A 19,129-nucleotide genomic window follows, 5' to 3' on the forward strand; every position below is an offset into this window, starting at 1 on the left:
AGCCGACGTGGCCGTCGCCGAATTCCCCCTCCCCGACGTGGGTGAGGGCCTCACCGAGGCCGAGATCGTCCAGTGGCGCGTCGCGATCGGTGACGACATCACCGTCGACCAGGTCCTCGTCGAGATCGAGACCGCCAAGTCGCTGGTGGAACTCCCCTCGCCGTTCGCCGGCAAGGTGACCGGCTTGCTGGTGTCCGAAGGCGACACGGTCGAGGTCGGCAAGCCGATCATCCGGGTCGAGTCCGAATCGCACGGCACGTCGACACCGTCGGGAGGCGCGGCACCGGTCGCCGACGCCGCTCCGGTCTCCCCGGACGTCACCGCCACCGCCCCTGCCGCGCCGGTCGCGTCAGCGCCGGTCGGGTCCGCGCCGGTCCCGCCCGCGGTCGCACCGAAGCACGCGGCCCCGGCCGCAGTGGCGCCCGCTCCGGCACCCGCCCCCGCCGAGGTCCCCGCGTCGCTGCCCGCGGCCGAGGGCGCCTCCGTGATCGGGACCGACGAGTCGTCCGGCGCCGTCCTCGTGGGCTACGGCTCCGCGACGTCCGCACCCTCGCGCCGGAAGCCGGGCGCCCGCCGGGCCGCAGCCGCCGCGGCGGAGGCGAGCCGAGCCTCCAGTCGGGAAGCCGACCTCGACCTGGTCACCGACGACGGCGAGGCGAGCACCGCCGACGCCGTGGCCGAACAGGGGAAGCGCCCCGCGCGCCCCTCGACCGTCCCCGCCTCGCTGGCACTGCCGGTGATCGCGAAGCCGCCGATCCGGAAGCTCGCGAAGGACCTCGGGGTCGACCTGACCACCGTCGTCGCGACCGGCCTCGCCGGTGAGGTCACGCGCGACGACGTCATCCGGCACGCCACCCAGGCCACCGTGTTCCGCAACATCGAGACGCCGGAGTGGGGTGACGTCCGCCAGGAGACGATCCCGGTCAAGGGCGTCCGCAAGGCGATCGCGACCGCGATGACCACGTCCGCGTTCACCGCGCCGCACGTCTCGCTGTTCGTCGACGTCGACGCGACCCGCACGATGGAGTTCGTGAAGCGGCTCAAGGCCTCACCGACGTTCGCGGGCGTGAAGGTCTCGCCGCTCCTCATCATGGCGAAGGCCGTGATCTGGGCCGTCCGCCGGAACCGCTCGGTGAACTCGTCGTGGACCGACCGCGAGATCATCGTCCACCACTTCGTGAACCTCGGGATCGCCGCGGCCACCCCGCGGGGCCTCATCGTCCCGAACATCAAGGACGCGCAGGACATGTCCCTGTTCGAGCTGGCGAAGGCCCTCGAGCAGATGACGCTGACGGCGCGCGACGGCAAGACGAGCCCGGCGGAGATGGCCGACGGCACCATCACCGTGACGAACATCGGCGTGTTCGGGATGGACACCGGGACACCGATCCTCAACCCGGGGCAGGTCGCCATCGTCGCCATGGGCACGATCAAGCCGAAGCCGTGGGTCGTCGACGGTGAGGTCCGTTCCCGCATGGTGACCACGATCGGTGCCTCGTTCGACCACCGTGTGGTGGACGGCGACGTGGCGTCCCGGTTCGTGCACGACGTGGCATCGGTGCTCGAGGAGCCCGCGCTCCTGCTCGACTAGGACTGCGCTCCTGCTCGACCAGGCCCCGCGGGCGTGGTCGCCGCGTGGCGCCGCGCTTGCAGTCCGGCTCGGAAGAGCCGGACGGCGAGGACAGCGTCGAGTGCCAGGTCCTCGGGTGCCTGCTCGCTCCCGGCAGCGAGCGATGTGTCGACGAACGTGGTCGTTCCGGTGCCCTCCTCGTCCTCGAAGAGGCCGCACACACCGAGCACCGCGCCCCAGCGGTCGCGGTCGACCTCCGGATCGAGGACGGCGGCGACGGCACGCTGGGCACGATCGGGATCCGTCCTCGCAGCGTGCACGAGTACCCACGCGAAGTCGTAGAGGTCCTTCTCCGCCCGACGCCAGAACGCCGCAGCACCCTTGGCCGCCAGGTACCCGCCGATCTCGACCATCCGGACGCGCTCGCCGAGCACGCTCGCGACGTGCGCGTCCCGGAGCGCGGGCCCGGGGCCGCGGAGGTTCTTCACGCTGACCGCTCGGGTTCCGGGAAGCGCGATCTCCTGGTCGAGGTCGTCGGCGACGTCGGTGAGGAACTCGACCACGTCGTTCGTGCCCTGGTGCGGATCGTCCGCGTCCACCAGGTACTCCGGGACGAGTCCGCCGATGAGCACGAGCTCCGTGGAGTGTCGATCGGCCGCGTGGAGCAACGATGCAAGTGCTGCCTCCGCCAGGGCTCGGGCCTCGCGGTCACGCGGCCGCTCACCGCGGCTCATGCGAACATCGCGAGTTCGGCATCCCGGTACAGCTCTGCTGCCTCCCGCTCCCGCTCCGAGCCGCCGAGCAGGTCGGCATAGACCCGGACCGCGGACGCGACGCGTCGGTCGTCGACGACTCGGCTCGTGTGGGAGACCTGTGCCGGGGCGACGCTGAGCCGGACGCGGCCGGTCGCTGCCGGAAGCATCCGCACCTCGTCCGCGCTTGCAGCGATCGTGTCCCAATCGGCGTCCACGTACGCTGCGATCGTCCGAGCACCGGTCAAGGTCGGTCGGACGCGTTCGGAGACGGCGGCCCCGGTGAGGATCAACGTCCGTCCGAACACATCGCGGAGGTGCTGCTCGATGCGGACCGGATCACGGTCCAGGACATGGAACGAATCCCATCGTCGTCGGCGGTTGGCCTCCCAGCCCGCCCACGAGTCCAGCAGCCCCGCGGGGTCGGCGACCGCGCGGCTTCGCGGTTCCGGCCCGGGAACGGTCCAGCCGGACGAGTCGAAGCCGGCCAGCGCGTTGGCGACGGATCCGAGGGACCGCCCGGCCAGGCGCGCGATCGTCTCGACGTCGGCGACGCGCGGTCGTTCGTCGTCCCACGCGATCCCGTTCGCGACGCTCTCCAGGAGGACCTCTGCGATCTCCGCGCGCGCGGGGGACCAGCCGGGTTCGCGAGGTGGCTCGGGCGCTGGATGCGACGCCGATCGTTCGATCCACACTGTGCCGAGGTGAATCGACGCCGAACCGTCGAGCGCGAACCACGATGCGCCCACGCGGTCGAGGAGCTGGCGCGAGCCGTCGGAGATCGCGTGCGCGCCGACGATCAGGTGCGTCTCAGTCGGCTCATCGTCGACCTGGGGCCTGCGGTCGAGTGCAGCCGCGACATCGCGCGGGAAGCCGCGGCCCGCCCACCGGAGATCGATCGGGATGTGGGACCCGTCGGGAAGCCTCGCCGTCGGCCGCTCGTCCCCGACGTTCGTGGGTTCTCTGAACTCGATCGATCCCGGGGGGACGACTCGGCGGAGCTCAGCGACGAGCTCCCGTTCAGTCATGGGCATGTTTTCACTGTACAGTGAAAATAGAGCAGAGGTGAAAGTGTCACGACTGCGCAGGCGGGACGGCACCCGTCATCTGCACGCGCTGCGTGTCCTCGTCCCAGGCGAAGGTCGCCTGCGCGGTGCCCGTCGGGTCGGCCAGGGGGTCGCTGGCCTTCGGGTAGCGGTAGGTGACGGCGATCGTGTCGGCGTCGGTCCGGGTGATCTGCGGCTCGAAGGCGTACTGCTCCTTCGTCGCCGTGCCGAGGTACGTGCCGTCGTGGAAGAGCAGGATCGCGTACGGGGAGCTGCCGGTGGCGTCCACCGGGAAGACGACCGACCACGACAGCGCGGCGCACGCGTCGTAGCCGGAGTGGTCAGCCCGGGCCGCGTCCCAGGTCGCGCCCTCGATGCCCGCCGGAGCTGGCAGTGCGCGGATCGCCGCGGCGGCGGCGTCCGCGGCGCTCTCCGGACCACAGGTGCTGGTCGGGGCTGGCGTCGGGGTCTGCGTCGGTGCTGGTGTCGTCGTCGGGCTCGCGGTGACCGTCCGGGTCACGGTGGGGCTGCTCGTCGGGTCCGCTGCCGACGACCCGCCGGTGCAGCCCGCGACGGTGACGGCGAACGCCGCGGTGATGAGTGCCAGAGCGGTGCGGTGCGTCGTCTTCACCGATCCATCCTGCCGGGAGACCGGTGCGCGGGTGTCGGGAGACGTGGAGGTTCGTGGACGGATCCGCCGGGATGTCGCGTGGTGTTCACGCGGATGTCGGTGGTCGGCGGCATGATCGGTGCATGGTCCACCAGCTCCTGATGCCTCCGCAGGAGATCCGAACGGATCGCCTGGTGCTCGCACCCATCACCCCCGCCGACATCGACGCCGCACACGCGGTCTTCTCCGACGCGCACACGTGGACGCACCTGCCCACCGGTCGGCACGCGAACCGGTCGGAGACGCAGGACCTCGTGCAGCGGAAGATCGGCGGCCGGGTCCGGCACGGCCTCGGGTCGTGGGCGATCCGCGTGGCCGGTGCGCCGGAGCTCATCGGCGTCGGCGGCGTCGACATGACCGCGGGCGGGGTGTGGAACCTCGGGTACCGTCTCGCGCCGAGTGCATGGGGGAACGGCTACGCGACGGAAGTCGCACGCGCTGCCGTGACCGCGGCGCACGACGTCGCCCCGGCGGTGCCGGTCACGGGCCGCGTCCTCACGAACAACCCGGCGTCCGCCGCCGTGCTCGTGCGGGTCGGCCTCGCGCTCGTCTGGCAGGGCACGACCGCGGCGGCGACGCCCGACGGCGTGGAGCGTCAGGTCTGGGCCGACCGTGCGCTCACCACCGAGCAGCACGACTGGCTCGTCGCCAACGCCTGAGGCACGGCTCGTCGGGCGATCCGGTGGCGGCGGTCAGTGTCGTCGGTCGGTGGCGGCGGTCAGTGTCGTCGGTCCCTGACCATCGCGGCGAGGACGCCGGCGACGGGGACACTGAGCAGGAGCGGAACCGCAGCCACCCAGCACACGTCGGCCGTCGCGAACGTCAGCAGCAGGGTGGCCACGAGCACGACGACACCCATCGTCGCGAGCCGGATCGAGGTCATGCACCCATCTCAGCGGCGCGCTCCGCGGGGCACATCGGCCGCAGGGATGAAGCGTCACAGACATCGACGTCACGAGGACGACTCGCTAGTGTGAAGGGACTGGTCATGTCCGCCCATGACCACCGGCCGAACCACGCGACGGAGCACGAGGAACCGATGACGACCCGCATCACCGAGGGGGCCGAGCCCAAGCACCAGCAGCTCCGCCGCATCCTCCTCGAGCTCGCCACCGTCCGCCTGGCTCCCGGTTCCGCGATCCCGTCCGAACGGCAGCTCATCGCCGAGTACGGCGTCTCCCGGATCACCGTGCGCGAAGCGCTGGGGCAGCTCGTCAACGAGGGCTACCTCGAACGGGTCCGCGGCAAGGGCACGTTCGTCGCGCACCGTCCGGTGCAGTCGACGCTGCACCTCGCCTCGTTCACCGAGGAGATGCGGGCCATGGGGCACGTCCCGACGACGGTCGTCCTCGTCCGTGAAGAGCGGGTGCCACCGTCGGACACGGCCGCGGCGCTGCGGCTCGATCCGGACGTGACGGCCTTCCACGTCAAGCGCCTCCGGATGGCCGACGGCGCGCCGGTGTCCATCGACGATGCGTGGCTCGTCGCGGACGCGTTCCCCGGGCTCCTCGAGCACGACCTGTCCGGGTCGGTGTACTCGATCATCGCGTCGGAGTACGGCACCCCGATCGACCGCGCGCAGCAGACCGTCGCGGCGAACCCCGCGGCCGACGACGTCGCGACCCTGCTCGGCACGAAGACAGGGGCTCCCGTGCTGGAGTTCGACCGGGTGTCCTACGCGGGCGACCGCCCCGTGGAGCACACGCGGAGCTGGTACCGGTCCGACCGCTACCGCGTGCAGATGGAGGTCACCGCGACGAAGGCCGTCGCGTAGGCGCTGCTCCGGCGCTGCGGGTCCGGTCGGCGGAAGCGACACCGGGTACACCTCTGCGCCGCGCTTCCGGCCGGGCGTTGTCGCCTCCGGTGGCTGCGTGCGCATCGGGCGACACCCCGCGGCCGAATGCGTTGCGCAAACGGCAGCGGGGTGTCGCTTTCGTCGATCGACCGCGACCGCGACCGCGACCGCGACCGCGACCGCGACCGCGACCGGCAGCCGACCGCGCTCAGACCTCGAAGAGGGTGTCGCCGGCGGCCACCGTGGTGCCGACGGCGTCCTGCGCGATCGAGTCCGGCGTGGAGCCGAGCACGACGACCGGGCACACGGGGGAGTAGCCGGCGGCGAGGATCGTCGCCGGGGTGAACCGGACGACGGGGTCCCCGGCGGCGACGGTGTCACCCTCGGCCGCGAGGAGCTCGAAGCCCTCGCCCGCCATCTTCACGGTGTCGATCCCGACGTGCACGAGGACGTCGGTCCCCGCCGCGCCTTGCAGCGCGAACGCGTGCGGGTGCAGCTTCACGATGGTGCCGTCGACCGGCGCCACCGCGGTGATCGACTCCGTCGACGCGGTGGGGTCGACTGCGACGCCCGCGCCCACGAGCTGCCCGGCGAACACCGGGTCCGGCACGTCGGCGAGGGAGACGACCGGGCCCGCGAACGGCGTGAGGACCGTCGTCACAGTTCGTCCTGGATGTCCTGCGCGAGGTTGTCCGCGATCGGTCCGACGATGACCTGCCAGCCGGTGCCGCCACCGACGACGGCCTGGGCGCCGGCCGACTTGAGCGCGTCCTTGTCGACGAGGTCACCGTCCTCCACCTCGACGCGGAGCCGCGTGATGCAGCCCTCGACCTCTTCGATGTTCTCGGCGCCGCCGAGCGCGGCGATGATGTCGGCAGCCTTGATGTCGGCCATCTGTTTCCTCCTCGTTGCGGGTGCGCGTCCAGGTTGACATGCCGTGCCGGGTCATCGACACTACGTACTGGTCATGACCGGACAGGACCGGACCTGGCGACACCGCTGAGGTTACCTGCGCCGGCTGCGTGACTCAACTCACCCCGACAGCTCCACCCAATGACGAGAGGAACTCCGATGAGCACGACTGCTGCCACGGATGTGCCGGAGAAGAAGACGCCGAAGAAGCAGAGCCGGCTCTTCGCGAACGCCCAGCGGCTCGGTCGGAGCCTGCTGCTGCCGATCGCGGTCATGCCGGCCGCGGGCATCCTGAACCGCATCGGCCAGCCCGACCTGCTCGGCGCCATCCCCGGGTTCGAGACCGGTGCGGGTGTCATCTCCGCTGCCGGTCAGGCCATCTTCACCTGGTTGCCGCTGCTCTTCGCCGTCGGCATCGCGATCGGGTGGGCCAAGAAGTCCGACGGCACGACGGCCCTCGCCGCGGTCGTCGGCTACATGGTCATGTACGAAGTGTTCGCGGTCATGTCCCCGATCGTCCTCGCCGGGGTGAAGGACGCCAACGGAGACCAGGCGACGATCAACTTCGGCGTCCTCGGCGGCATCGTGATGGGTCTCGTCGCGGCGAACCTGTGGCAGCGCTTCCACCGTACGAAGATGCCCGACTTCCTCGGGTTCTTCTCGGGCCGACGCCTCGTCCCGATCCTGACGGCCGCTGCCGGGCTCGTCATCGCCGTGCTCATGTCGTTCGTGTACCGCTACTTCGACATCGCGCTGACCGCGGCAGGCCAGGCCGTCGCGGACAACGCCGTCATCGGTGGCGGGATCTTCGGGTTCGCGAACCGCATGCTCATCCCGATCGGTCTGCACCAGCTGCTCAACTTCTTCCCGTGGTTCCAGCTCGGCAGCTTCACGAACGCGGCCGGTGACATCGTCCACGGCGACATCCCGCGCTTCCTCGCGGGTGACCCGACCGCCGGCATCTTCCAGACCGGCTTCTTCCCGATCATGATGTTCGCGCTGCCCGCCGGTGCGCTCGCGATCTGGCGCAACGCCAAGCCGCAGAACCGCAAGCTCGTCGGTGGCATCATGCTCTCCGCCGCACTGACCTCGTTCGTGACGGGTATCACCGAGCCGCTCGAGTACTCGTTCATGTTCGTTGCGTTCCCGCTCTACATCATCCACGCGGTGCTCACCGGGACCTCGCTCGCCCTCGTGAACGCGTTGGGCATCCACGACGGGTTCTCCTTCTCGGCGGGTGCGATCGACTTCGTGCTGAACTTCGGCAAGGCCGACGGGGCGATCTGGCTCATCCCGATCGGCCTCGGGTACGCGGCGATCTACTACTTCCTGTTCGGCTGGGTCATCCGGAAGTGGAACCTCCGGACGCCTGGTCGCGAGGAGGACTCGATCGCGGAGAACACGATCGAAGCGGCCACCAAGGACTGACGCGACTTCGCGACGGACGGGAGGCACGGTGCCAGCTGGCACCGTGCCTCCCGTCCGTTCCCAGACCAGCCGTGAGACTGGTTTTGACAATCGTTATCATCTAGCCCTACGGTTGTGACCATGCACAACCGCCTCCTCGCCCTCCCGCTCATCGCGGGTGCCGCCGCGCTCGCCCTGTCCGGCTGCGCGACCTCCTCGGCCTCGACGAACGACGACAGCGACGGCACGATCAAGGTCGTGGCCTCGACGAACGTCTACGGATCCCTCGTCGAGACGATCGGCGGCGACCACGTCGACGTCACGAGCATCCTGGACGACCCCTCGCAGGACCCGCACTCGTTCGAGTCCAGCGCGACGACGCAGCTCGCGGTGTCGAAGGCCGACCTGCTCATCGAGAACGGCGGCGGCTACGACGACTTCATGACGACCCTCGCGGACTCGTCGTCGACGAAGGCCGACACCATCAACGTGGTGAAGCTCTCCGGCCTGGACAAGGGCGGCGACGCCGAGTTCAACGAGCACGTCTTCTACAGCTACCCGACGATGGTGAAGCTCGTCGCCGACGTGTCGAAGCGCCTCGGCGCACTCGACAGCGCGGACGAGGCCACCTTCGCGAAGAACGCCGACGCGCTCACCACGAAGCTCGAGGACCTCGAGTCCCAGACCGCAGCCCTGAAGCAGCAGCACGACGGCGAGAAGGTGGCGTACACCGAGCCGGTGCCCGGGTACCTGTTCGACGCGATGGGCCTCGACAACGTCACCCCCGAGGACTTCTCCGAGGCGATCGAAGAAGGCGACGACGTCCCGCCAGCGGCCCTCAACGACACGCTCAAGCTGTTCACGAGCGGCACCGCGAAGCTCCTGGCGTACAACGACCAGACCTCGAGTCCGGAGACCGAACAGGTCAAGAAGGCCGCCGAGGACAACGACGTCCCCGTGGTCGGTGTCACCGAGACCCTCCCGAAGGGGAAGAATTACGTCTCGTGGCAGCAGGCGAACATCGACGCGGTGAAGGCGGCACTGGCGAAGTGACCACCACCCGAGACCAGACGCGACAGCAACCGACGCGAACCGCCACTGCTCCGAGCAGTGGCGGTTCCGCCGTGCTCGCACTCCGGGACGCCGGCCTGTCGTACGGCGAGCGGAAGCTCTGGGACGGCCTCGACCTCGACGTCCGGCCGGGGGAGTTCCTCGCGGTGCTCGGGCCGAACGGTGCGGGCAAGACCAGCCTGTTGAAGACGGTGCTCGGGCAGCAGCGCCTGACCAGCGGGACGATGTCGTTCCTCGGCCAGCCCATCCGCCGCGGCCACCGGAAGATCGGCTACATCCCGCAGCAGCGCCTGATGGAGTCCGGCACGCCGCTCCGCGCCCGCGACATGATCGCGCAGGGCGTCACCGGCTCGCGCTGGGGCATCCGGCCGGAGCGGAAGGCCGAGCGGGAGCGCATCGACCGCATCATCGACGAGGTCGGCGCCACCGCGTTCGCGAACGCCCCCGTCGCCGAGCTCTCCGGCGGCGAGCAGCAGCGCACCCGCGTCGGGCAGGCCATCGCCGCGGACCCGTCCCTGCTCCTCTGCGACGAGCCGCTCATCTCGCTCGACCTCCGCCACCAGCGGGGCGTCACCGAGCTCATCGACCGCCAGCGCCGGCAGCAGAACGCCGCGGTGCTGTTCGTCACCCACGACGTGAACCCGATCCTCGACGTCGTCGACCGGGTCCTCTACATCGCGGGCGGCCGGTTCCGGATCGGTTCCCCGGACGAGGTGCTCCGTGCCGACGTCCTCTCCGACCTGTACGGCACGCCCGTCGACGTCGTCCGGACGATGGGGCGGATCGTGATCGTCGGCGCGAACGAGACGCACGACCACACCGGTGAGCACCACCACCCCGGCGAGGTCGACCCGCACCTGCCCACCACGGACGAAGGGCGGATCTGATGGACGTCTGGTCGACGATCTTCTCGTTCCAGGACTACGGCGAGCTCGTCGCGCTCGTGCAGAACTCGATCTTCGCGGGCGCGGTGCTCGGCATCGTCGGCGGGCTGATCGGCCCGTTCGTCGTGGCGCGGAACATGCCGTTCGCGGTGCACGGCATCAGTGAGCTGTCCTTCGCCGGCGCGAGTGCCTCCCTGCTCCTCGGGGTGAACGTCGTCACGGGTTCGCTCGTCGGGTCGGTGATCGCCGCGCTCCTCATCGGCCTGCTCGGTTCCCGCGCGCGGGACCGCAACTCGATCATCGCCGTGCTGATGCCGTTCGGACTCGGCCTCGGGATCCTCTGCCTCGCGCTCTACAAGGGCCGCGCGGCGAACAAGTTCGGGCTGCTCACGGGGCAGATCGTCTCCGTGGACAACCCGCAGCTGGCGTTCCTCATCGTGATCAGCGCGATCGTCGTGGTCACGCTCATCGTGATCTGGCGTCCGCTGATGTTCGCGTCGGTGGACCCGGACGTGGCCGCGGCGGCCGGGGTCCCGGTGCGGACCCTCGCGCTCGTCTTCATGCTCGTGCTCGGGCTCGCGACCGCCGTCTCCGTGCAGATCGTCGGTGCCCTGCTGGTGCTGTCGCTGCTCGTCACCCCGGCCGCCGCAGCACTCCGCCTGACGGTGCACCCCGTGCTCGTCCCGGTGCTGTCGATGGTCTTCGCCGTGGTGTCGGTCGTCGGTGGCATCCTCCTCGCGCTCGGCGGCGGCCTGCCGATCAGCCCGTACGTGACGACGATCTCCTTCGCGATCTGGGTGGTCTGCCGGATCGTCGGGGCGCGGAAGGAACGCCGCGGGCGCGATCGCGTCGCGGTCCGCGACCAGCACGACACCACCGGCACCCCCGAACGGCAGCACGCAGGAGCAGCAGCATGAACGCACCGGACAGGCCCGCCGCGGTCCAGAAGCCCAAGCGCAACACCTGGCAGCGCGAAGCGGTCCGTGGCGCGCTCGACGGCACCGAGGGGTTCGTCAGCGCCCAGGCCCTGCACGCCCACCTCCGCGAGGGCGGCTCGACCATCGGTCTCGCGACGGTCTACCGCGCCCTGGCGGACCTCGCGACCGAAGGGGACGCCGACTCCCTCCAGCAGGACGGTGAGTCCCTGTACCGGGCCTGCACGACCGACAAGCACCACCACCACCTGATCTGCCGTAACTGCGGGCGCACCGTCGAGATCCAGGCGGACCCGGTGGAACGCTGGGCGCAGCAGGTCGCCGCGGAGCACGGGTTCACCAACGCCAGCCACGTCGTGGACATCTTCGGCGAGTGCGCCGAGTGCACTGCCGCGCGGGCCGAGGCATAGCCGCGTAGAGTCCCGGCCATGCACGTGATCCTGGTGCCGGGCTTCTGGCTCGAGGCGGATGCGTGGGACCAGGTCGTCCCGGTCCTCCGCGATGCCGGGCACTCCGTCGAGGCACTGACCCGCGACGGAGACACGCTCGACGAGCAGGTCGCCGCGGTCGTCGAACGCCTCGACGACGTCGCCACCCCGGAGGACCCGGTCGTCCTCGCCGGGCACTCCGGCGCCGGCCCGATCGTGTACATGGCAGCCGACCAGCGCCCGTCGCTCGTGGCGAACCTGCTCTACGTCGACACCTTCCCCGGCCCGACCGGCGGATGCGTCAACGACGAGCTCCCGATCGTGGACGGCGTCGTCCCGCTGCCCGACTGGGACTTCTGGGAGCCGGCGACGCTCCGCGGCCTGTCGGACGCCGACAAGCGCGACTTCGAGCACCGGGCGATCCCCGAACCGTCCGCCCTGCCGAGCGACCGGTTCCACTACGAGGACGCAGCCCGGCACACGATCCCGGCCACGATCATCTCCTGCGAGATCCCCGCTCCCGAGCTCGCGACGATGGTCGCGGACCACCAGGCGTGGGCGACCGAGCTCGTCGAGACCGAAGACCTGGCGATCGTCGGCCTCGACACCGGCCACTGGCCGATGTTCACCGCACCGCGGGAGCTGGGGGCGCTGATGGTGCACGCACTCGCACCGCGTCCGTCCGTCGGTCACTAGCGACCCACCCGGACGGGAGGCTCGACCCGCGTCGCCGACGCGGGTGCGGCTCCACGTCTGGCCGCCCTCGGGGCCGCCGGCGCGTTGCGGGGGTGAGTCCGGCCTCCAGACCGGGTGTGGGCTGCGCCCACCGCGCGTACGGTGACCAACCGTGGGACCGGAGGCGTGGACGAGCTGGGCCGGAGCGACGGACTACGACGTCGCGCGCTTCGTGGTGCAGCGCGGGGTCGCGGCGATCGCGTGCATCGCGTTCGTGTCGGCGCTCCTGCAGTTCCCGGCGCTCGTCGGTGAACGCGGTCTGCTGCCCGTTCCGCGGTTCATGGAGCGGCCGTACGCGCGCTCGCTGCCGGTCATCTGGCGGTGGTGGCGGTACACGGACGCACGGTTCCGAGCGCTCGCCACCGGGGGCGCGATCGTGTCGTTCGCCATCGTCGTCGGGGTCCCGCAGCTCGGTCCTGCGTGGGTGCCGGCGGTGTGCTTCCTGCTGCTCTGGCTCGCCTACCTGTCCATCGCGGACGTCGGACAGACGTTCACCGCCTTCGGCTGGGAGTCGCTCCTGGTCGAGTCCCTGTTCACCGTCGCGTTCCTCGGGTCCGACTCGGTCGCACCACCGGTCGTCGTGCTGTTCGCGCTGCGGTGGCTGGTGTTCCGGCTCGAGTTCGGGGCCGGGATGATCAAGATGCGCGGCGACCGGTCCTGGCGCGACCTGACCGCGCTGTACTACCACCACGAGACGCAGCCGATGCCGAACCCGGTCTCGCGGACGGCGCACCTGCTGCCCCGTCCGGTGCACCGGTTCGAGACGCTGGCGTCGCACCTGGTGCAGTTGGTCGTGCCGTTCCTGCTGTTCGCGCCGCAGCCGGTGGCCTCGATCGCGGCGGGACTCGTGCTCCTGACACAGCTGTGGCTCGTGGTCTCCGGGAACTTCGCCTGGTTGAACTGGATCACGCTCGTCCTGACGTTCGCGGCCGTCGACGACCACTCCGTGGTGGCGGTGCTGCCGTTCCTCCGGCCGGTCGTCTCCTCCGGTCCGGCGGCGACCCCGGTCTGGTTCGTCGTGCTCACGGTGCTCGTCGGGCTGCTCCTGGTCTGGCTGTCCATCCCGTCCGCGCGGAACCTGGTGTCCCGGCGGCAGCTCATGAACGCGTCCTTCAACCGGTGGCACCTGGCCAACGCGTACGGCGCGTTCGGATCGGTGACGCAGCAGCGGGACGAGGTCATCGTCGAAGGGCTGGCCGCGGACGGAACGTGGCTGCCGTACGAGTTCAAGGGCAAGCCCGGCGATCCCCGACGTCGACCGGGGCAGTTCGCGCCGTACCACCTCCGGCTCGACTGGCTGATGTGGTTCCTGGCGCTCGGGGCGGACGACCGGTGGTTCCGGGTCTTCGTCGTCCGGTTGCTCGAGGCCGACCCGGCGACGCTCCGGCTGCTGCGCCACGACCCGTTCGGCGGTGCCGCGCCGGAGGCCGTGCGGGCACGGGTGTTCCGCTACCGGTTCGCCACCAGGGCCGAGCGGCGGGAGAGCGGGCTGTACTGGATCCGGACGGAGCTGTCCACGATGCTGCCGGCGACGTCGCTCCGGGCCGGTCGGTGATCCGGACCGGTTCGCCGGTTTGCGACACGCCCGGCGGTCTTGTATCGTGGGTGGCTGGTCCGCGTCCGCGCGGGCCCGTTGTTCAGCCCTCCGACCGTCGCGAACGCCGCGGTCGCGCGGTGCTCGGGTTCCCTTCGACAGGGTCCACGGGCTTGGGCGGTGCGTACAACCCCCTCGCAGCCACCTCCGGTGCTCGTCACCCGGTGTCCTGCGCGTGCGCACCAGGCAAGTGAACTTGGGTGCGGCCGTCCGGTCGCACGGTACCTCAGGAGGAAACCATGGCAGCAGTGTGCCAGGTGACCGGAGCCACCCCCGGCTTCGGACACAACATCTCGCACTCGCACCGCCGGACGAAGCGTCGCTTCGACCCGAACGTGCAGAAGAAGACGTACTACGTGCCGTCGCTTCGCCGGAACGTCACGCTCACGCTCAGCGCTAAGGGCATCAAGGTCATCGACGCACGCGGCATCGAGTCCGTCGTCAAGGACGTCCTCGCCCGTGGGGAGAAGATCTGATGGCCAAGAAGGGTCAGGACGTTCGTCCGATCATCAAGCTCCGTTCGACGGCGGGCACCGGGTTCACCTACGTGACCAAGAAGAACCGTCGCAACAACCCGGACCGTCTCGTGCTCAAGAAGTACGACCCGGTGGTCCGCAAGCACGTCGACTTCCGTGAGGAGCGCTAAGCATGGCGAAGAAGAGCAAGATCGCGAAGAACAACCAGCGTGCGGTCATCATCGCGCGCTACGCCGACCGTCGTCTCGAGCTGAAGAAGGCCCTCGTGGACCCGAACGGCACCGACGAGTCGCGTGAGGCCGCTCGCGTGGGGCTGCAGAAGCTCCCCCGCGACGCCTCGCCGATCCGCTACCGCAACCGCGACGCCATCGACGGCCGCCCCCGTGGCCACCTCGGTGAGTTCGGCATCAGCCGTGTCCGCTTCCGCGACATGGCGCACCGTGGCGAGCTGCCGGGCATCACGAAGAGCTCCTGGTAAGCATCCGCTTCCCGAACGCCCCGTCACCCTCATCGGGTGGCGGGGCGTTCGTCGTTCGTGTCGTTCGGCGTCCATTTGGGGGACAGCTTTGTCACACTGGTCACATCTGTCTCTCCAGCACCTCAACAACCCCGGAAATCCGGGCGAGTCGGCAGGTTTCGTCCGACCCGGCTGATAGGTTCAACTCCGGTTCCACGGGCCCTCGGCCTGCTGGTCCGAAGCCCCGGGGCAACCGCTCAGGGCACCGGGCGCCACGTGCGTCCGACCGATACGCAAGAAGTCCGAGGAGGACATCCAATGGCTGACAAGTCACTGAACCGCACCGAGCTCGTCGCTGCCGTCGCCGCCGAGTCCGGCCAGAGCCAGGCCACCGTCAACGGCGTCGTCGACGCCCTCTTCAGCGTCGTCTCGGGCTCCGTTGCCGACGGCACGAAGGTCACGATCCCGGGCTGGATCGCGTTCGAGAAGACGCACCGCGCCGCCCGCACCGGCCGCAACCCGCAGACGGGTGAGGCCATCGAGATCGCCGCGAGCGACTCGGTCAAGGTCAGCGCCGGCTCGAAGCTCAAGGCTTCGGTCAAGTAAGACTGCTCCACTGCACGGAGGGGACGGCTGCGGCCGTCCCCTTCGTCGTTCCCGGGGCCGGCGGGGCGGCCCGGGCGGCCTGGGCGGCTCGGTCGGCTCGCCGGTCGGCGCGCCGGGCTGCGCTCCGGACGGTGCTCCGGTCGGCTGTCCACAGGTTGGGTCGGCGGATTCTGCCGCCGCGTGGCCAGCGCCTAGGCTTGACGGGTGAACCGGATCGCGCGCATCGCCGGGCCAGCAGTCCTGGTCCTCGCCGCGTTCGTGTCCCTCCTGATCGCCCTGGTGATCGGCGGTGGGGCGAACGCCGCGCTGATCGCCGACCCCGGCGCCGCGGTGCGCTTCGGCCTGCCGATCGCCCGCGTCGTGGTGGACCTCTCGGCAGCCGCCACGATCGGCGGCCTCGCCCTCGCCACGATCGGCCTGTCCCGGACGGCTCCGGAGTGGAACCGCGCCATCGACGTCGCTGCCGCTGCCGCCGGCGTCTGGACGGTGGCGTCCGCCGTCACCACGTTCTTCACGTTCCTCAGCGTCGCGGGGTCGAAGGTCTCCCTCGACGAGCAGTTCGGCCAGTCGATGGGGGTGTTCCTCACCGGCACCGACCTCGGACTCGCGTGGCTGGTCACCGTGCTCGTCGCGGCAGCGGTCACCGTGCTCTGCTTCGCGGTGCGCTCGCGGGGCATGGTCGCCCTGACTGCCGGTGTCTCGATGATCGGCCTGATCCCGCTCGCGCAGCAGGGCCACGCGGCAGGGACCGCCAGCCACGACGCTGCGGTCACCGCGCTCGGCCTGCACCTCGTCGGCGCCGCGCTCTGGGTCGGCGGACTCGTGATGCTCGTGCTCGTCCGCCCCGTGGTGCCCGGCGACCGTCTCGCGGTCGTGGTCGGCCGGTACTCGAGCATCGCGCTCGGCTGCTTCGTGCTCGTCGCCGTCTCGGGCATCGCCTCCGCTCAGATCCGCGTGGGGGCCCTGTCGAACCTGTTCACGCCCTACGGTGTCCTGATCCTCGTGAAGATCGGCGCGATCGTCGCGATGGGCGTCCTCGGCGCCGTGCAGCGCCGCCGGGCGATCGTCGCGCTGTCCACGGCTCCCGCGCGGCACCGGCCGTTCTGGACCCTCATCGTGCTCGAGCTCGCCGTGATGGGCGTCGCATCCGGCTTCGCGGCGGCGCTCGGCCGGACGGCCACCCCGGTCGACCAGATCGCGCTGAGCAAGACCACGAACCCCTCGCCCGCCGAACTGCTCACCGACGACTCCCTGCCGCACGCACCGGGCGCATGGGGATGGCTCACGCACTGGAACATCGACCTCTTCTGGCTGATGGCCGCGGTGCTGCTCGCCGCCACGTACGTCGCGGGGGTCGTCCGGCTCCGACGGCGCGGCTGGTCCTGGCCCGTGCGCCGCTCCGTCGCCGCCGCGCTCGCGATCGTCTGCCTCGTCGTGGCGACCTCCGGTTCGCTCCACGACTACGACCGCTTCCTGATCTCCGCCAACGTCGGGGCGCACGTGCTCCTCGGGGTCGTCGTGCCCGCGCTGGCCTGGGCCGCGGCACCCGTGCAGCTCATCCGCGCGGCGGTGCACCCGCGCGACGACGACAGCACCGGTGTCCGCGAGTGGACCGACGTCGTGGTCGAGAACCCCACCGTGCGGTACCTCGTGCAACCGTTCCCGTCGATCCTGCTGCTCGCGGCGGTGTGGTGGGCGTTCTACGGCACCCAGGCCGTCCGGTGGTCCGCCAGTGACTCCATCGGCCGGACGGTGATCGACGCCGTGTTCCTGCTCGTCGGACTGCTCGCGCTCCCGACCCTGTTCACCCCGATCGCTGCCGGAGCGCGCCGAGCCTCGCGGGCGGCGTTCCTCGTCCGGGCCGTCGGCGCCCTCGTCGTGGCTGCCGGCATGGTGTCGCTCGGCGTCGCGATGCGGGGGCCGCTCGGGCTGCTACAGGCCTCGTGGTTCGGCTCCATGGGGCGCACGTGGGGACCGGACCCGCTCGTCGACCAGGCCCGCGCGGGCGGCGTGCTCGTGGTGGCCGGCGTGCTGCTGCTCGTCGCCGTGCTCGTGGTCGGTGCCGTGCGGCTCCGGCGAGACGCCGGCGCGGCGGGGACGGCGCCGGCTGCTGGGCCGGGTGCCGCGCCTGCTGCCGCGTCCGACGTGCCCGAGCCCGCGGCCCCCGGTTCGGCCGCCCCCGGTTCGCGCCCCGCCGACGACATCGCGCCCCGTTCTGCCGGGGTGCAACGCGCGCACGGGGACGCAACCCGCACGGCCACCGAGACCTCGACCTCGACCTCGACCTCGGACGAGGACGAGGACGAGGACGACTTCGACGAGGACAGCGTGGACACGGCCGACTCCGGGACGAGCACCCCGTGAGCGTCGAACTCAGCGCCGAGCAGCGCGCCGTCTTCGAGTACATCGAGTCGACCCGTGACCACGTGTTCATCACCGGACGTGCGGGCACCGGCAAGTCCACGCTGCTCAACCACCTGTCGTGGAACACCGAGAAGCAGGTCGTCATCTGTGCCCCGACGGGTGTCGCCGCGCTGAACGTCGGCGGGCAGACGATCCACTCGCTGTTCCGGCTGCCGATCGGCCTCATCGCGGACGCCGAGCTCCGGCAGGGCCCGGAGACCCGCAAGCTCCTGAACACCATGGACACCCTCGTCATCGACGAGGTCTCGATGGTGAATGCCGACCTCCTCGACGCGATGGACCGCTCACTGCGCAAGGCACGAGGCCGCCAGTTCGAGGCATTCGGCGGCGTGCAGGTCGTGATGTTCGGCGACCCGTACCAGCTGCCCCCGGTTCCGGGCGACGCCGACGAGCGCGCGTACTTCACCGACCACTACCGGTCGCTGTGGTTCTTCGACGCGAAGGTCTGGCTCGAAGCCGAGCTCAACATCATCGAACTCGCGACCGTGCACCGGCAGCGGGACGACGCCTTCGCCGCGATGCTCACCGCCGTGCGGCACGGACGGGTCACCGCGGACATCGCGAACCGGCTCAACGAAGCCGGCGCCCGTCCGGCCCCCGACGACGCGATCACCCTGGCGACCCGGAACGACACCGTCGCACGGATCAACAAGGCGGCGCTCGATCGGCTCCCCGGCAAGACGAAGACGGCGAAGGCCGACGTCAACGGGGACTTCGGCGGCCGGAACTTCCCGGCGGACGAAGCCCTCGAGCTGAAGCCCGGCGCGCACGTGATGTTCCTCCGGAACGACCCCGACCAGCGCTGGGTGAACGGCACGCTCGGCATCGTGCAGACCATCCGCGACACGGTGTGGGTCGACGTCGACGGTGAGTCCTTCGAGGTCCAGCCCTCCGTGTGGGAGAAGTTCAAGTACTCCTACGACGCGGACAAGAAGGAGCTCAAGAAGGACACCGTGGGGGAGTTCCAGCAGTTCCCGCTGCGCCTGGCCTGGGCCGTGACGATCCACAAGTCGCAGGGCAGTACCTACGACCGGGCCGTGATCGATCTCGGCAACCGGGTGTTCAGCGCCGGCCAGACCTACGTCGCACTGTCGCGGCTGACCTCACTCGACGGTCTCTTCCTGACCCGTCCGCTGCGCCCGTCGGACATCATCGTGGACCTCGACGTCCGGCGCTTCATGTCGGAGGCGCCCCGCGTGGTCGCCACCCAGCTCGAGGCACCCAAGCCCGACGCCTGACCTGCGCCCGGACGCGTCCGCATGTTTCGACACCGCACGAGTCGATCGACTGCTGGCATGTCGGAAAGCGCATGCGGTGCCCGACACCCGAGCGATGCGCGCCCCACACTCGACGACGCCCGCCTGCCG

At 70.6% G+C, this 19,129-nt stretch carries 22 protein-coding genes; 16 read left to right on the plus strand and 6 right to left on the minus strand.

Annotation, left to right across the window (positions count from 1 at the left end):
- The first annotated feature begins 7 nt into the window (after positions 1-7).
- On the plus strand, positions 8-1,591 hold the full coding sequence (locus EDF24_RS04650) for a dihydrolipoamide acetyltransferase family protein (protein WP_123701263.1): 1,584 nt from the start codon (positions 8-10) through the stop codon (positions 1,589-1,591).
- On the opposite strand, the gene EDF24_RS04655 is transcribed toward EDF24_RS04650, so the two are convergent.
- Genes EDF24_RS04655 through EDF24_RS04665 form a run of 3 tightly spaced genes read right to left on the minus strand, consistent with a single transcriptional unit; the run spans position 1,588 to position 3,999 of the window.
- Positions 1,588-2,304, minus strand: a complete 717-nt coding sequence (locus EDF24_RS04655) for a hypothetical protein (RefSeq protein ID WP_148070793.1) — start codon at positions 2,302-2,304, stop codon at positions 1,588-1,590. The two genes, EDF24_RS04650 and EDF24_RS04655, sit on opposite strands and share 4 nt — an antisense overlap.
- Positions 2,301-3,356: a hypothetical protein gene (locus tag EDF24_RS04660; protein WP_132046836.1), complete on the minus strand. Its 1,056-nt coding sequence runs from the start codon at positions 3,354-3,356 to the stop codon at positions 2,301-2,303. Before EDF24_RS04660 ends, EDF24_RS04655 begins: the two co-directional genes overlap by 4 nt.
- A 40-nt stretch (positions 3,357-3,396) precedes the next feature.
- Entirely contained in the window at positions 3,397-3,999 is a 603-nt protein-coding gene (locus EDF24_RS04665) for an LppP/LprE family lipoprotein (protein WP_165931299.1), read from the minus strand.
- A 122-nt stretch (positions 4,000-4,121) separates the two neighbouring features.
- Between EDF24_RS04665 and EDF24_RS04670 the strand changes: the two genes are divergently transcribed.
- The gene (locus tag EDF24_RS04670) at positions 4,122-4,697 is read left to right on the plus strand and encodes a GNAT family N-acetyltransferase (protein ID WP_165931298.1); all 576 of its coding nucleotides are present in this window, start codon (positions 4,122-4,124) and stop codon (positions 4,695-4,697) included.
- Between the two features lie 59 nt (positions 4,698-4,756).
- Here the strand turns inward: EDF24_RS04670 and EDF24_RS19055 are convergent, their stop codons facing one another.
- Positions 4,757-4,921: a hypothetical protein gene (locus EDF24_RS19055; protein ID WP_165931297.1), complete on the minus strand. Its 165-nt coding sequence runs from the start codon at positions 4,919-4,921 to the stop codon at positions 4,757-4,759.
- 105 nt (positions 4,922-5,026) lie between these two features.
- Between EDF24_RS19055 and EDF24_RS04675 the strand changes: the two genes are divergently transcribed.
- On the plus strand, positions 5,027-5,812 hold the full coding sequence (locus EDF24_RS04675) for a GntR family transcriptional regulator (protein WP_243698166.1): 786 nt from the start codon (positions 5,027-5,029) through the stop codon (positions 5,810-5,812).
- A gap of 229 nt (positions 5,813-6,041) precedes the next feature.
- Here EDF24_RS04675 and EDF24_RS04680 read toward each other — a convergent pair whose 3' ends face one another.
- Entirely contained in the window at positions 6,042-6,494 is a 453-nt protein-coding gene (locus tag EDF24_RS04680) for a glucose PTS transporter subunit IIA (RefSeq protein WP_123701266.1), read from the minus strand.
- The gene (locus EDF24_RS04685; protein WP_123654641.1) at positions 6,491-6,727 is read right to left on the minus strand and encodes a PTS transporter subunit EIIB; all 237 of its coding nucleotides are present in this window, start codon (positions 6,725-6,727) and stop codon (positions 6,491-6,493) included. Before EDF24_RS04685 ends, EDF24_RS04680 begins: the two co-directional genes overlap by 4 nt.
- Before the next feature lie 177 nt (positions 6,728-6,904).
- Here EDF24_RS04685 and EDF24_RS04690 point away from each other — a divergent pair, with 177 nt between their 5' ends.
- The 13 genes from EDF24_RS04690 to EDF24_RS04750 all read left to right on the plus strand — a co-directional run bounded on the left by EDF24_RS04690 (position 6,905) and on the right by EDF24_RS04750 (position 19,000).
- Positions 6,905-8,173, plus strand: coding sequence for a PTS transporter subunit EIIC (locus tag EDF24_RS04690; RefSeq protein WP_123654640.1), 1,269 nt, complete (start codon positions 6,905-6,907; stop codon positions 8,171-8,173).
- A gap of 120 nt (positions 8,174-8,293) precedes the next feature.
- Positions 8,294-9,205 (plus strand): metal ABC transporter solute-binding protein, Zn/Mn family, encoded by a 912-nt coding sequence (locus tag EDF24_RS04695; protein WP_123654639.1) that lies wholly within the window; start codon positions 8,294-8,296, stop codon positions 9,203-9,205.
- Positions 9,206-9,276: 71 nt separating this feature from the next.
- Positions 9,277-10,110 (plus strand): metal ABC transporter ATP-binding protein, encoded by an 834-nt coding sequence (locus EDF24_RS04700; protein ID WP_123654638.1) that lies wholly within the window; start codon positions 9,277-9,279, stop codon positions 10,108-10,110.
- Positions 10,110-11,024, plus strand: coding sequence for a metal ABC transporter permease (locus tag EDF24_RS04705; RefSeq protein ID WP_123701267.1), 915 nt, complete (start codon positions 10,110-10,112; stop codon positions 11,022-11,024). Before EDF24_RS04700 ends, EDF24_RS04705 begins: the two co-directional genes overlap by 1 nt.
- Complete coding sequence (locus tag EDF24_RS04710; protein ID WP_123701268.1) at positions 11,021-11,452, plus strand: Fur family transcriptional regulator; 432 nt, start codon at positions 11,021-11,023, stop codon at positions 11,450-11,452. The genes EDF24_RS04705 and EDF24_RS04710 overlap by 4 nt, the downstream gene beginning before the upstream one ends.
- Before the next feature lie 18 nt (positions 11,453-11,470).
- Positions 11,471-12,166, plus strand: coding sequence for an alpha/beta fold hydrolase (locus EDF24_RS04715; RefSeq protein WP_123701269.1), 696 nt, complete (start codon positions 11,471-11,473; stop codon positions 12,164-12,166).
- A 151-nt stretch (positions 12,167-12,317) separates the two neighbouring features.
- Positions 12,318-13,760, plus strand: a complete 1,443-nt coding sequence (locus EDF24_RS04720) for a lipase maturation factor family protein (protein ID WP_123701270.1) — start codon at positions 12,318-12,320, stop codon at positions 13,758-13,760.
- Positions 13,761-14,038: 278 nt separating this feature from the next.
- Positions 14,039-14,275 (plus strand): 50S ribosomal protein L28, encoded by a 237-nt coding sequence (gene rpmB, locus EDF24_RS04725; RefSeq protein WP_056123559.1) that lies wholly within the window; start codon positions 14,039-14,041, stop codon positions 14,273-14,275.
- Positions 14,275-14,445 carry a 50S ribosomal protein L33 gene (gene rpmG, locus EDF24_RS04730; RefSeq protein ID WP_056123557.1) on the plus strand — a complete coding sequence of 57 codons (171 nt, stop codon included), beginning with the start codon at positions 14,275-14,277 and terminating at the stop codon, positions 14,443-14,445. Before rpmB ends, rpmG begins: the two co-directional genes overlap by 1 nt.
- 2 nt (positions 14,446-14,447) lie before the next feature.
- A complete protein-coding gene (gene rpsN / locus EDF24_RS04735; protein ID WP_056123554.1) occupies positions 14,448-14,753 on the plus strand; it encodes a 30S ribosomal protein S14 in 306 nt (101 codons plus the stop codon).
- 297 nt (positions 14,754-15,050) lie between these two features.
- Positions 15,051-15,338: an HU family DNA-binding protein gene (locus EDF24_RS04740; RefSeq protein ID WP_111114318.1), complete on the plus strand. Its 288-nt coding sequence runs from the start codon at positions 15,051-15,053 to the stop codon at positions 15,336-15,338.
- 204 nt (positions 15,339-15,542) lie between these two features.
- Entirely contained in the window at positions 15,543-17,702 is a 2,160-nt protein-coding gene (locus EDF24_RS04745) for a cytochrome c oxidase assembly protein (RefSeq protein WP_123701271.1), read from the plus strand.
- Entirely contained in the window at positions 17,699-19,000 is a 1,302-nt protein-coding gene (locus tag EDF24_RS04750; protein WP_123654632.1) for an ATP-dependent RecD-like DNA helicase, read from the plus strand. The genes EDF24_RS04745 and EDF24_RS04750 overlap by 4 nt, the downstream gene beginning before the upstream one ends.
- Positions 19,001-19,129 lie beyond the last annotated feature (129 nt).

It is taken from the genome of Curtobacterium sp. PhB130 (genome assembly GCF_003755165.1).
Lineage (GTDB): Bacteria > Actinomycetota > Actinomycetes > Actinomycetales > Microbacteriaceae > Curtobacterium.